Below are 13303 nucleotides of genomic sequence, written 5' to 3'. Positions count from 1 at the left end.
CCCTGTCGGCAATTTCATTTGAACCCGCCATCAATAAGGCTCTGGCGGCGTGTGGTCCCCAGCCCGGCCGATACGGCGCTCCCATGGCTCGCGTCGCTGTGGTCTCGGCGGAGGCGGTTCCCTGTCCACCCTGCCCCGGCCGAGCCATCGCGTGGGGAATGCGGCCCGCAGACAGGGACCGGATCCGGTCGAGTCGGTCCATCGAACCGTGACGGGACGTCAGCCGCGGCTCCACCATGTGGCGGCGAGAAGCTCGGCCACCAGGGTCTCGGTGAGCAACGCGACGTCGGGGTCGGTGTCGTGGCGATAGCGGACCGCGGCCCGCGCGCCCCGCACCTGTCCGCCGACCGTCACGACGGTGGAGCCGCGGAGGTTGATCCACTCCATCACCTGGGCGTCGTAGCGAGAGCCGGGGAACAGCAGGGCCCGGTAGTCCCGCGTCTTGGTCAGGTAGACGTCCACGTGTGCCCAGTCACCGGTCTCGCAGGCGTCCGCGGGGCGGCGTGGTCCTTCGCGAACCATCAGGGCGGACTGCTCGGCCGAGGAGATCCGTTCGTAGGGCGCGATCGCGTACAAGCCGTCGGAGCTGTCGAGGAGCGGGCCGGCTGCGGCCAACCACCTGCCTTCCAGCAGGTCCTCACTGGCCTCGGCCGCACGTTCCAGCAGGCCGGGCAGATCGCGTCCGGCGCCGGTCAGCCGGTTCTCCAGGGCCAGGAGCAGCGCCAGCGTGTGCTGGAAGGAACGGCACGCGACGCCGCCCTTCTCCTCTCCCGCGAGCATCGGCACCACAAGAGAAGCGCCCTCGGTGACGGGCGAGCCTGCCACATTGGTCAGGGCGACGTGCCCCGGGTAGGCGGGGAGAGCGTCGAGGACCTCGCGGCTGGCACCGGTCGCGGAGATCGCCACTACCAGGGTTCCGGCCCTGGCAGGCGCGGGGAGGGCGGAGGCGTATTCGGCGACCGCGTCGATCCCGGCGCGGCGCAGCCGGTGGGCGGCGACGGTGGCGGCATAGCGGGAGCTTCCCATGCCGAGGAACACCACCCTCTCCACGGCTTGAAGCCGGGTGAAGGGGTCGGCGCCGCGGAGTTCGGCCGCCAGGGTGCGCATCGACTCGGGCTTGGCCTCGATGTCCGAGCGGAAGAGTGCGGGATCCATCAGTGCCCTTCGTACCAGGAGCGAAGTACGCCCAGTGGGGCGTAGCGCCAGCGGGGCAGGAACCGGGCTGCGTATATCAGCTCCCGGCACTCCTGCTCGATGGAGAACGCCTTGAGCAGGCGTTCGTCGAAGACCTCGGGTGCGCCGTAGGCGGCGAGGAAGTCGGCGCGGGCCTGGCGCACCCAGGCGGAGGCGTCGTGGCCGTTGCGCCGCCGGGCGACCTGTCCGACATGCTCCAGACTGGTCAGCATCTGCGCGACGTCCCGCGCTGCGGGCTGCAGTTCGTCGGAAGCCACCGCGGGGTTGCCGTCGAAGTCGATGACCGCGTACCCCCCGCGCCAGCGCAGGACCTGGCCGACGTGGAGATCGCCGTGGATGCGCAGCAGCGGCGTGACGGCCGGATCGCCCGGCTGGTTGAGGTCGGCGCGCAGCCGGGGGGCGACGCCGTGCAGCCACGGATCGTCGGTCAGCGCGAGGGCCTCGTCGAGTACGGCGAGCGCTGCCGGCAGTCGCTCCAGCCTTCCCCGAACGACCGGTGACGGATCGGCCGTGGTCGGTGCGGCGAGCGCCCGGTGCAACTCCCGGGTGACGTCTCCCAGGACCCTTCCTGCCGGTTCCTCCGAGAGGGCCGCGGTGACGCACCACTGCCAGCCGTCCCGGGCCTCGGGCAGGAAGGCGGTGACGAGTGCGACCAGGGCGTCGTCGGGCCCGAACACCGCACGGTAGGGCTGCGCCGTGGCAGTGAACCCGGCCGCGGCCAGCCGTTCCAGGACCGTCAGGGCGCGGTGCGGAGGCGGCGTGGGCGGCGTGAACCACTTGACGACGAACCGGTCCCCGACGACCACGGACCGATGGGTCTGGTCGTCCGGGATGGGCCGCTCGTCAAGGTCGTCGAGTGGCGGCAGCGGGGCGAAGTCCCGTGCCGTGTAGGGGCTGGGCACCCCATCCGGGTGAACTAGGTCTTTTGAATCCATATTCAGTTCCGTAACAAGAAATAGACCCCAGCAAGGCGAACAGAGTCTTGTCCATGTTGACGTGAGATGCAACACTCGGCCTCCGTCCGCAGTCCCCCCGACCCGGAAGGTGGTGCCGGCATGCGCCGCATGTCGGCCGCGACGCTCACCGCGGCTCTCGTCCTGACCCTCGCCGCCTGTGGTGGAGGCCCCTCCTCCGAAGGCCCCGCCGCACCCGACCAGTTGGACCCCTCGGCCGACCTGAGCAAGCAGACGCTCACGATCTCCAACTGGGACAAGTACATGCCGGAGGACCTACCGGCCACGTTCAAGGCGAAGACCGGGACCACCGTCACGGTCACCAAGCACGCCACCAACGAGGAGGTGGTCGCCAAGCTGACCGCAGGCGGCGACAGCGGCATCGACGTCGCCTTCGTATCCGGCCAGTACGCCCAGGCGCTCGCCGAACAGGGCCTGCTCGAACCGATCCACCCCGAGCTGGTCCCGAACCTGAAGAACCTCTCGCCCGAAGCGACCCAGCTCGCCTACGACAAGGGCAACAAGTACTCGGTCCCCTACACCTGGGGCACCACCGGGCTCTGCTACCGGCGCGACCTCACCGGGTACGACCCCGACAGTTGGAAGGACCTCCTCGACCCGAGGCCCGCGCTCAAGAACAAGGTCACCATGCTGGCCACCGAGCGCTGGCTCATGCTGCCCGCCCAGAAGGTGCTCGGCTTCTCCGCCAACACCCAGGACAAGGCGCAGCTCGACCAGGTCAAGGACACCTTGGTGAAGGCGAAGGGAAACCTGCTGGCCTTCGACGACACCACGTTCGGCGACCGGCTGAAGTCCGGCGAGGTGGCACTGGCCGAAGCCTGGGACGGCTGGTGCCCCACGGACCAGAAGGACATCAAGTTCGTGGTGCCCAAGGAGGGCAGCGACCTCTGGGTCGACACGATGGTGATCCTCAAGTCCTCCAAGAACAAGGAAGCCGCCCACGCGTTCATCAACGACGTCCTCGACCCCGAGGTGCACGGCTGGGCCGTCTCCAACATCCTCTACAAGGTCCCCAATGCCGCGGCCATGGCCAAGGTCGACCCCGCCCTGCTCAAGAACTACCCGGCGCTGGCGATGACCCCCGCCGATCTGCTCAAGGGTGAGGGTCTGGTCGACCTCGGCGACGCCGGACCGGCGTACACCCAGATCGCCACTGAGGTCACCGCCAAGTGAGGGGGCGCGTCAGACGGCTGCGCGCCGAGCCGTTCGTCCTGCTCGGCCCCGGCCTGGCCTACCTCCTGGTCTTCCTCGTCGTCCCGCTCGGCCTCGTCCTGAGCTACACGGTCTTCAAGCGGGGGCGCTTCGGCGGGATCGTCTACGAGGCCAACGGCGGCAACTTCGCCCGGGCCGCCGACCCGATCTATGCCGACGTGCTGATGCACTCGGTGACGCTGGCGCTGATCACCACCGTGCTCGCGCTGCTGATCGGGTACCCCACGGCCTACGTCATCGCCCACCTGCCGGCCCGCTGGAAGGCGTTCGCCCTGGTGGCGGTGGTACTGCCGTTCTGGACCAACTTCCTGATCCGCACCTACGCCTGGATCGTCCTGCTGAACTCGCAGGGCCTGGTCAACTCCGCGCTGATCGATCTGGGCCTCGTCGACAAGCCCCTCCAACTCCTCTACACCGACGGGGCGATCGTCACCGGCCTGCTGTACGCCTACCTGCCGCTCATGATCCTTCCGCTGTACTCGGCGATCGAGCGGCTGGACCCTCAGCTGCGCGAGGCATCGGCGAACCTGGGGGCGCATCCTGCCCGGACCTTCCTGTCCGTGACGCTCCCGCTGACGCTGCCCGGCACCCTCACCGGCTGCGTCTTCGTGTTCGTCCCCTCCCTCGGCAACTTCGTCATCCCCGAACTCCTCGGCGGCGGCAAGCGCATCATGGTCGGCAACCTGATCCGCGACCAGTTCCTCAAGGCCCGCGACTGGCCGTTCGGGTCGGTTCTGGCGGCAGCCGTCGTCGCCGTCCTGATTCTGCTGCTCACGGCGCAGGCATGGACTGCGCGGCGCTTCTCCGGAGAGGAGGACCATGCGTAGCCGCTGGCTGTACGGGCCCTTCTGGATGACGTACCTGTTCCTGTACGCGCCGATCGTCGTGCTGGTCGTCATGTCGTTCAACGCCCTTGAGACGCCGTACTCCTGGGGTGGCTTCAGCACGTCGTGGTACGGGAAGCTCGCCGGCGACCAGCAGATCCGCAAGGGTCTGGTCAACACCCTGATCGTGGCGTCGGGCGCGACCGCGCTCTCGACCGTCCTCGGCACGCTGCTGGCCGTGGGCCTGGCGCGGCACACGCGCTCCAGACTGCTCGGGGCACTCGCCACCCTTCCCGCGGTCGTCCCGGACGTGGTGCTGGCGATCGGCCTGCTGGCCTTCTACTCCTCGGTCCAGGCAACACTCGGCCTCCACTCGGTGCTGCTCGCCCACACCGTGTTCGGGCTGGCCTTCGTCACGACCGTGGTCCGCACCCGGCTGTCGCACGTCGACACCTCGCTGGAAGAAGCCTCCCGGGATCTGGGCGCCGGTCCGGCGGCCACGTTCCTGCGCATCACTTTGCCGACGCTGCTTCCCGGCATCGTCGCGGGCGCGCTCCTCACCTTCACCCTGTCGATCGACGAGTTCGTGATCGCCTTCTTCACCGCCGGGCCCAAGGACCCGACCCTGCCGATCGTCATCTACTCGATGGTCCGCTTCGGTGTCACCCCCGAGATCAACGCGCTCGCCACGGTCCTCCTGGCGGTGAGCTTCACCGTCGTGATCCTCGCCCAGCGCCTCACCCGTCTCACCGACTCCCTCCGTTAGGAACCGCATGACCTTGCTGAGCGTGCAGGGCGTCACCCGCCGCTTCGGCGACGTGACGGCCCTCGACGACGTCACCCTCGACATCGCCCCGGGAGAGTTCTTCGCCCTCCTCGGTCCATCGGGCTGCGGCAAGACCACCCTGCTCCGGATCCTCGCCGGCTTCGAGCGACCCGATTCCGGCGGCGTCACCCTGGACGGCTCCGATCTCCTCGCCCTCCCTGCCCACCGCAGCCCGGTGAACTTGATGTTCCAGTCCTACGCGCTCTTCCCGCACATGACCGTCGAGAAGAACATCGCCTACGGCCTGGCGCGCGAAGGCCTGCCGAAGCCGGAGATCCGCACCCGTGTCACCGAGGTGCTGGAGACCATCGGTCTGTCGGGCGCGGCACGGCGCCGTCCTCACCAGTTGTCGGGCGGGCAGCGCCAGCGGGTGGCACTGGCACGCGCCATCGTGAAGCGGCCTCGTCTCCTGCTCCTGGACGAACCCCTTTCGGCCCTCGACAAGAAGGTCCGCGCGGAAATGCAGCTGGAGCTCAAGCGCCTGCAGCACGAGGTCGGCATCACCTTCGTCGTGGTCACCCACGACCAGGAGGAGGCGATGTCACTGGCCGACCGCATCGCGGTCTTCAACGCGGGCCGCATCGAGCAGATCGACCCGCCGGTTCCACTGTACGAACGGCCCAGAACCCGCTTCGTCGCAGATTTCGTCGGCGCGAACAACCTGCTCGACGGCACCGTGCGCGAGCAGGGGTTCGAGGTCTCCGGCGTGGGCTTGCTGCCTTGCGAGACCGGCGTCGGTACCGGCGGGAAGGCACTCCTGGCGATCCGACCCGAGAACATCACTTTGGCCGAGGACGGTCCGCTGACTGGCACCGTGATCGACATCAGTTTCTACGGCGGCCGCTCCCAGCTGGCGGTAGCCGTTCCGGGCCTGCCCAGGCCCGTGGCGGTGACCGCCTCCGGCGCCCTCACCGCCACCCCCGGCTCGACGGTCCGTCTGACCTGGCCCCCTGATCGGGCCGTCCTGATACCGGAGGAATCCGCAGCGTGAACCTCACCAAGGTGGTCATCCCGGCAGCGGGACTCGGCACCCGGTTCCTGCCCGCCACGAAGGCGATGCCCAAAGAGATGCTTCCCGTCGTCGATCGGCCGGCGATCCAGTACGTGGTCGAGGAGGCCGTGTCGGCCGGCCTGACCGACGTCCTGATGGTGACGGGCCGCAACAAGCGTCCCCTTGAGGACCACTTCGATCGCGCCTACGAACTGGAGGACGTCCTGCGCGCCAAGGGCGACACCGACAGACTCAGCAGCGTTCGCACTTCCAGCGCGCTGGCGAGCATCCACTACGTGCGCCAGGGCGATCCCCGGGGTCTCGGCCACGCCGTCCTGTGCGCCGAACTCCACGTGGGCCGCGAGCCCTTCGCCGTACTGCTCGGCGACGACCTCATCGACGCACGGGACCAGGTCCTCCCCACGATGATCGACGTCCAGAAGCGTTACGGCGGCTCGGTCCTGGCCCTGATGGAAGTGCCCCCCGAACAGATCCACCTCTACGGCTGCGCCGACGTCACCGCCACCGCAGACCCTGCCGTCCTACGCGTCACCGGCCTGGTGGAGAAGCCGGCCCCAGGCGCCGCACCCAGCAATCTGGCGGTCATCGGACGCTACGTCCTCGCCCCCGAGGTCTTCGACGAGCTGCGGAGCACGCCACCGGGCAAGGGCGGTGAGATCCAGCTCACCGACGCCCTCGGCACGCTCCTGGCCAAGGCCCCCGTCCACGCCGTGGTCTTCAACGGCCGGCGGTACGACACCGGCGACCGTCTGACCTACCTGAAGGCGATCGTGCACCTCGCCGGCGCCCACCCCGAACTCGGAGAACCCTTCCGCGCCTGGCTGCGAGAGCAGGCCCCCACGTTGTCCTGACTTCGACCGGACAGCTCCGAGCGCACCCCGGCGCCAGAGTCACGGCATGCGCGCAGGGCAGCATTGAAATCAGCGACCGTCACATTCTGCGCCTTACCGTAACGACAGCACAGCCTGCACTCATATTTTCCGCGCCCGCTCACGACCTGCCATCGACTGCTGGCACGCCATTCGCCGCACCAGCCCTTACCCCGGCAAAGACGCGCCTCCAGTCGAGGCGCAACACTTCCGCCCCCAAAGGGATAATCGCCAGACTTTCCACCGCCGGAAGCGCTACTTGCCCCGCCACTCGACTTGACGACCCGATAAATATCCACCCATCGAATCGGAAGGAGACCATTCGAAGGAAGGATCCGATCCACCGAAGGGCCACACCATCCGACACCCCCGTCGGGGTCGGCACCGGGGCCACCCTGCCGTCCAACCAACGCGCCCGGCCTCGGACTGGAAGCTATCTCACCAGCGGGAACAGGGGATACACGGTCGCCCCGAGCCGGCCTGCCCAAGGGCGCGAGACACGCGAACGGCACGCCCTCCGGCGGCGCCGATGATTCGAACGCGCTCAAATTCCGACCATTCCGACGCAGATCCGGAAAGCGCTCCTGCACGGGATCGGCGAACCGGCGGCAGTCCATCTCATCACGATGACTGCCGCCGGTTGATCTTTTCCGCGCAGAGCAGGGCTACCTTCACCAGCGAGCACGGCATCCGACGGCAACGGGCAATCCGTTCGAAAAAATCTTGGATTGTATAGTTGTCGTAATACAACGGTAGCTATATACATGTGACCCACACTCACAGATGTGGAGCCGCGATGAAGCGATCGCTCGTTCTCACCGTTGTGGCCAGCCTGTTGCTGGTCTCCCTCTCGACAACCGCGCAAGGGGCGGCGGCGCCGTCGTTGTCGGCAGCGTCCCCCTTCGACGCCGCGGTCGACCAGCTCCTGAGCCAGCAGTACCCGCAGAGCGTGGTCAACACGATCAACAGCTACGGCGACTCGGCCATCGGCTTCCGCATGGCCGGCGCTCCCGCGGACGACGCCGCAGCGAACTACATCGCCGCCCAGTTCACGGGCCTCGGGGCGTCGTCCGTGCGCAAGGAGCCCGTCCCGGTGGACGAATGGGCCCTGAAGGGCGCCTCGGTGACGGTTGCGGGCCGGACGATGACGGCATCCCAGTTCCCGGGCGTGCCCGGTACGAACGGGGCACTCATGGCACCGATCGTCTACGTCGGCCCGGGGCGTGCAGACGACTACGCGGACGTCGACGTCACGGGCAAGCTGGTCCTGGTCGACATCGAGTTCGACGACTACTGGTTCAACATGACCGGTGAGGAGGCCAAGCGTCGCGGTGCGGTCGGCGTCGTCTTCACCAACGGCGCCAACACCGCGCCCGCCCACGCGGACCCCAACGGACTCGCCAGCGACGAGAGCCGCTGGAGCAGGACCGGGCTGCCCGCCGTGTTCGTCACCACGAACGACGGCAACTGGCTGAAGAAGCGCCTCGCCACCAACGGGGCCGTCCCGGCGAGCGTCACCAGCAAGGTGAGCGTCACGATGCACAACTTCGCCAACCCCTCCAGCGGCGGTGTCGGCTACAACGTGGTCGCCGAGATTCCCGGCACCGACCCCAACGCGAAGGCCATCGTCGTCTCCGCGCACCACGACGCGTACTTCCGCGGCGGGCTCGACGACACCGCCGGCGTCGCACAGCTCCTGACGATCGCCAAGGCGATGAAGATGAGCGGCACCCAGCTCAAGCGCCCCGTGATCTTCATGGCCACGACCGGCGAGGAGTTCGGCTACACCGACACCCAGTACGACTACCTCGCCGGCGCCTGGTGGGCGGCGACCAAGTCGCACTCGAGCTCGGCGAGCGATCCCGCCCAGCGCTGGACGGGATCCGACGGACGCATCGCCCTGGTCATCAACATCGAGGACAGCCCTCAGCAGGACTCGCCGCTGATCGCCAGCGCGACGTCCGACCTCGCTCCGTGGTTCGCATCGGTCGCCGGATCCTCCGGGGACCTCCTGCAAGGCGGCTACTACCCCTCCCAGCCCTTCACCCTCTGGCAGGACGGCGCGACCTGGGCCGCGGCGGGCGTGCCCACCGTCGTGACGGTGGCCGAGGACGCCTCCTACGAGGGCATCAACCACACGGACCGGGACACGTCCGGCCTGATCGACTACGCCTACCTCGGCAGGCTGGCCAAGTTCTACGTCCGGACGATGACGTCCGCCTCGACGGCGCTGCTGCCGCACGACATCAACGGCCAGGCAGACGAGCTGACGGCCAGCGTCTCAGCTGCCGACCTCAAGGCCGTCGGTGCGAACACCCAGGCCGTCGACGCGCTGGTCGCGGCGGTGAGCAAGTACAAGGCGGCCACCGCCGCGTACGCGGATCGCCGGTCCAGCATCAGTCCGGCCCGCTGGACGGCCGTCAACGACCAGCTCACCTCCCTGGAGCGCTACTGGTACACGCACCTGTCCGGGTTCGACGCGGGCGACAGCAGCCTCGTCTTCCCGTTCCAGCAGACGCTCAGCGACATCGGCCACCTGGAGGCGGCCATCGGTCTGCTCCAGGGCGGCGCGGCCAACGCGGACGCCGCCGTCCAGGAACTCGCACAGGTGGGCCTGACTTCCGTCGGCCTCCAGTTCAGCCCGGATGTCTACACCGCGGAGCTCAAGCGCTACCTGCCCGACTACTACCTGCGCAACTGGGGCGGGCAGGTCAACCAGTTCTGGCACGTCGACATCACCGACAAGGTCCGCCAGATCGAGGCCGGCGACTTCACCGGTGCGATCAACGGCCTCCAGTGCGTCGTCGCCAACGCCGTGGGCGGGGTCAACGTGCGGGGAGCGCAGACCACATCGGTCCACATCGACGGACTCGACGAGCGGCTGAGGGCCATGACGGCAGCGCTGAACACGATGACGCCGATGGTGGACAACCTGAAGTGACTTGCTCGTCCGCGGCCGGGCCCGAAGTGACAACGGCACCGGGCACGGACGAGGTGGCCCGGAGCAGCCCGCTACCGAGCTACAGCCGCCGAGGGCGGCTTCCCGCAATGACAAACCGATTGGAAGGACCCATGGCACTCACTCCGTCCGACGGGCTCAGCCGTCGATCGCTCAGCCGTCGATCGCTCCTCCGCGCCGGAACTCTCGCCGCCGTGGCCTCGGCCACCGGCCTGGCCGCCTCCTCGCGGGCGTTCGGGGCGGCAACCGGATCCTCCACCGTGTGGGACACCATCGTCGTGGGCGCCGGACCGTCCGGGCTCACCGCCGCGCGCAAGCTGGCCGACGCCGGCCAGCGGGTGCTCGTGCTCGAGGCCCGCAACCGCATCGGCGGACGCATGTGGACCGACCGCACCACGATGAGCATCCCGATCGAGCGCGGCGCGGAGCTGATCCACCACGGCCCGAACGCCGCCCACTGGCCCCTGGTCGTCTCGCAGGGGCTGACGACGCACCAGTTCACCAAGCAGTACTCCCGGTTCACGCCCCAGGACGCCAAGTGGGTCGACCAGAACTTCTACGAGTTCTGCCACTTCCCCCAGGGCAAGCCGAGCTTCCCCAACGGGCTGCCGCAGCCGACCTCGACGGAGACCGCGGAGGCGTGGCTGCTGCGCATCGGCATCCCGCGGAGCAACTACCCGCTGTCCCTGCTCGTCATCGAGACGGACACCGAGCAGTTCGACGTGCTGCTGGCGACCAACATCGTCGACTACGTCCAGGAGACGCTCGACTTCGCGGACAAGACCGGCTCCCGGGGCCCCTACTCGCCCGACGGCGACTACCGTGTGATCGGCGGTTACGACCAGGTCCTCGCCCCGCTCGCCAACGGCATCTCGATCCTGCTGAACCGGCCGGTCACGCACGTGTCCTACCGGCGATCGGGCGTGGAGATCGTCACTGGTGACGGTCAGGTGTACCGTGCCCGCACCGCCGTCATGGCAGTGCCTGCAGGTGTGTTGCAGAGCAACACCATCTGCTTCGACCCGGTCCTGCCGTCCTCGCGTATCGCCGCCATCAACGACGTCGAGTACCTGGCGGTGTACAAGGGCATCTTCGAGTTCGCCCAGCCCGTACTCGCGGCGGACCGGTCGATCCCCGCCAACTGGGACCTCCTGGAGACGTACTCGCTGAACCCGCCGTCCCTCTGGAACGCCTCGGTCGGCACCCCGAACTTCCGCGGTCAGATCGTCGTCGCCTGGGCGACGGGCGCGGAAGCGCAGGCGCTCCTGAACCTTCCGGTGGCCCAGCGCCACGCGGCCGGCCTGGAGCACGTGCGCAAGACGACCGGGAACCCGGGACTGCAGTACGTCAAGGCGTCGACCTACGACTGGTCGAAGGACCAGTACGCGCGCGGCGCCTACCCCGGTCTCGACTCGAACTGGGACTTCGACGGGCTCTACCAGCCCATCAGCGGCAGCCTCTTCTGGGCCGGCATCATCACCGACACCGTCGGCGACTCGGTCGCGGCGGGCAGCACCGTGGCGGACGGCGTCCTCCAGGTCCTGGCCTGACCCGGGGGCCACGCGCCGGAGGGCGCGTGGCCCCACACGGCTGCCTGCGGTCCCTCCGCGTTCGAACCCGGGGCAGCGCCGGCTCGGTCGATCACGGTGTGGGGGGTCTCCGTCGGTGGGGCGTCCGCGGGGGAAGGGAGCGGCCGTCCCGCCGACGGAGCGACAGGGGTGTGGTGCGGATCAGGCGTGGATCTGGTCGCTGGGGGTGACGGCCAGGTGGTCGATGATGTCGGCGAAGGCCAGGGCGACGGGAACGAGGTCTGGCTTGTGGACCTTGTCGATGGTGTCGGCCTTGTCGTAGAGGTAGAGCGGACCGCTGATGAGGTTGATGATGGGAATTCCGGCTCGGTGGACGAGATCGGCGTCGGTGGGCAGTTCACCCATGGCCTGGGCGAGCGGGTCGGCGGGAACGCGCAGGGTGCGGTGCAGGCCGTGGGTGATGACGGCGTTCTCGATGGCGGCCTTCAGCGGGGCACTGACGTTCTCGAAGATGCCGCGGTACTCGGGGCGGTCGTAGACGACGAGGGAGCCGTCGGGGCCGATCTCGGCCTGCTTGGCGATGTGTTCGAGGGTGACGTTGGCGACGATCCGCCGGGACGTGGCCGGGTTGGTGATGAAGGTGTCGACGAACTCCTCGTGGGCCTGGTAGCCGGTGAAGTGGCTGTCCATCAGCACGAACATCAGCGTCTTGGGGCGCTGCTGGGGAGTGAGCTGGCTGTAGTAGCGGGCCAGGGCCATGACCTCGGCGGTACCGGAGGCGTCCTCGACGCCTCCGTCCCAGGCGGAGTCGTGGTGGGACTGGACCATGATGGTGTCGTCGCTGGCGCCGGGGAGGTAGCCGATGACGGTGCGCGCGGGGGTGGTGACCTTCTCACCCTCCAGGCAGAGGGTCGCCCTAGCGCCGCCGACGGCAAGGTCGCGGATGCGTGCGCCGTTGGCCTTGGTGACCCACAAGCCCGGGATGGTGATGTCCTCGGTGTACTCGGGGCGGATGTCGTGGGAGTCGAAGTAGTCCGCGAGGACGCCGACGAAGCCGACCGCGCCGGCCCCGATGGCGAGCTCCAGCACCTCCTCGAAGTTGCTGAGGTAGGGGTTGGCGGTGTTCATGTCCGCAGGGTCGACGGTGTCGTGCGGGTCGTGGAAGAACTCGCCGACCGCCAGCAGGAGGCTGCGGGGAAGGGTGAAGCGCAGGTTGAACAGCACGATCTTGCCGCGTACGTCCGCGGCGGCGAAGTCGCCCTCACCGCCGTCGCCGACATCGACGATCGACGCGGTGAGCCCGTCCGCGCCGGTGGAGAACGGGCCGATGCCGGTGTCGTGGGAGAAGGCTGCGGGTGCGTGGGGGACGGGGGTGCCTGCGACGGTCAGTTCGGAGCGGGTGGCGTGCCAGTGGAGGGAGTCGGCTTCCTGGACCTGGATGTCGGAGAGTCCGAAGCGGGTGAAGGCGTCGACGAGGTAGTCGGCGGAGCGCCGGTCGTCGAGGGTCTGGGTGCCGCGGCCGGAGAAGGTGGCGAGGTCGCTGATCCACGAGAAGATCGTGTCGGTGTCGGGCATCTCGGGGCGGGTGCCGGGGTGGTGCTGGGTCACGTGTACTTCCTTCCCGGGGCCGGTCTCCGATGGAGGGCCGGCCGGAGCGGTGCCGCCCGGTGACCGGATGCCGCACCCAACGCTCATCGCAGTGGTGAATGGGGTGGGGCCCTGCGCGCGGGCGGCGGTGCCTCCGGCGCGGACAGTTGCCCGCGCGAACCCGAGGGCACAGGCCCGTCACCACTATTTATATCACTCGATGCACAAAAGGGGGAGGTTGACCGAGCGGAGGTTTGGGCTGGCAGGCGAGGTGTGACGCGGGCCTTGCGGTTGTGTAGCACTTGCTCTATCAATGA

The 13303-nt window shown here is 68.6% G+C and carries 10 protein-coding genes; 7 read left to right on the top strand and 3 right to left on the bottom strand.

From position 1 onward, the window contains the following. Positions 1–219: 219 nt before the first annotated feature. Together EDD39_RS23900 and EDD39_RS23895 are read right to left on the bottom strand one after the other, a co-directional pair. Positions 220–1155, bottom strand: a complete 936-nt coding sequence (locus tag EDD39_RS23900; protein ID WP_123559176.1) for an SIS domain-containing protein — start codon at positions 1153–1155, stop codon at positions 220–222. Next, positions 1155–2096 (bottom strand): aminoglycoside phosphotransferase, encoded by a 942-nt coding sequence (locus EDD39_RS23895; RefSeq protein WP_123559174.1) that lies wholly within the window; start codon positions 2094–2096, stop codon positions 1155–1157. The genes EDD39_RS23900 and EDD39_RS23895 overlap by 1 nt, the downstream gene beginning before the upstream one ends. 153 nt (positions 2097–2249) lie before the next feature. On the opposite strand from EDD39_RS23895, the gene EDD39_RS23890 reads away from it, so the two are divergent. The 7 genes from EDD39_RS23890 (at position 2250) to EDD39_RS23860 (ending at position 11420) form a co-directional block, all read left to right on the top strand. Continuing rightward, positions 2250–3341, top strand: a complete 1092-nt coding sequence (locus tag EDD39_RS23890) for a polyamine ABC transporter substrate-binding protein (protein WP_244256963.1) — start codon at positions 2250–2252, stop codon at positions 3339–3341. Then, entirely contained in the window at positions 3338–4207 is an 870-nt protein-coding gene (locus EDD39_RS23885; protein WP_208765568.1) for an ABC transporter permease, read from the top strand. Before EDD39_RS23890 ends, EDD39_RS23885 begins: the two co-directional genes overlap by 4 nt. Beyond that, positions 4200–4970: an ABC transporter permease gene (locus EDD39_RS23880; RefSeq protein WP_123559172.1), complete on the top strand. Its 771-nt coding sequence runs from the start codon at positions 4200–4202 to the stop codon at positions 4968–4970. Before EDD39_RS23885 ends, EDD39_RS23880 begins: the two co-directional genes overlap by 8 nt. Positions 4971–4977: 7 nt before the next feature. Continuing rightward, on the top strand, positions 4978–6021 hold the full coding sequence (locus EDD39_RS23875; RefSeq protein WP_162870108.1) for an ABC transporter ATP-binding protein: 1044 nt from the start codon (positions 4978–4980) through the stop codon (positions 6019–6021). After that, on the top strand, positions 6009–6893 hold the full coding sequence (galU, locus tag EDD39_RS23870; RefSeq protein ID WP_123559170.1) for a UTP--glucose-1-phosphate uridylyltransferase GalU: 885 nt from the start codon (positions 6009–6011) through the stop codon (positions 6891–6893). Before EDD39_RS23875 ends, galU begins: the two co-directional genes overlap by 13 nt. A gap of 901 nt (positions 6894–7794) precedes the next feature. Beyond that, positions 7795–9852, top strand: coding sequence for a M28 family peptidase (locus EDD39_RS23865; RefSeq protein ID WP_162870107.1), 2058 nt, complete (start codon positions 7795–7797; stop codon positions 9850–9852). Positions 9853–10064: 212 nt separating this feature from the next. Then, positions 10065–11420 (top strand): flavin monoamine oxidase family protein, encoded by a 1356-nt coding sequence (locus EDD39_RS23860; protein ID WP_162870106.1) that lies wholly within the window; start codon positions 10065–10067, stop codon positions 11418–11420. A 180-nt stretch (positions 11421–11600) separates the two neighbouring features. Here the strand turns inward: EDD39_RS23860 and EDD39_RS23855 are convergent, their stop codons facing one another. Then, entirely contained in the window at positions 11601–13007 is a 1407-nt protein-coding gene (locus tag EDD39_RS23855) for a M28 family peptidase (RefSeq protein WP_123559164.1), read from the bottom strand. Positions 13008–13303: the final 296 nt, after the last annotated feature.

The sequence above is a fragment of the Kitasatospora cineracea genome, assembly GCF_003751605.1.
Lineage (GTDB): Bacteria > Actinomycetota > Actinomycetes > Streptomycetales > Streptomycetaceae > Kitasatospora > Kitasatospora cineracea.
This window is presented reverse-complemented; position numbering and strand designations above follow the sequence as displayed.